Here is a 315-nt window from a genome sequence, read left to right on the forward strand (position 1 = left end):
TGGGTTGGGTCCGGTGTTTGTGTTTCCGGGTCAGGGGGCGCAGTGGGTGGGGATGGGGGTGGCGTTGTGGGATGTGGAGCCGGTGTTCGCGGAGGCGATGGGTCGGTGTGCGGAGGTGTTGGCGCCGTTTGTGGATTGGTCGTTGCGGGAGGCGTTGTCTGATCCGGTGTTGTTGGGTCGGGTGGATGTGGTGCAGCCGGTGTCGTGGGCGGTGATGGTGTCGTTGGCGGAGTTGTGGCGTTCGGTGGGTGTGGTTCCGGCGGCGGTGGTGGGGCACAGTCAGGGTGAGATCGCGGCGGCGTGTGTGGCTGGTGG

1 protein-coding gene is annotated in these 315 nt (G+C 66.7%); it reads left to right on the forward strand.

The genetic code is table 11. From position 1 onward, the window contains the following. On the forward strand, positions 1–315 hold a 315-nt coding region (locus ACLQ2W_RS33950; RefSeq protein ID WP_425791994.1), incomplete at both ends, for an acyltransferase domain-containing protein.

Origin of the sequence: Micromonospora sp. DT227 (assembly GCF_049841835.1) — a bacterium.
Classification (GTDB): domain Bacteria; phylum Actinomycetota; class Actinomycetes; order Mycobacteriales; family Micromonosporaceae; genus Micromonospora.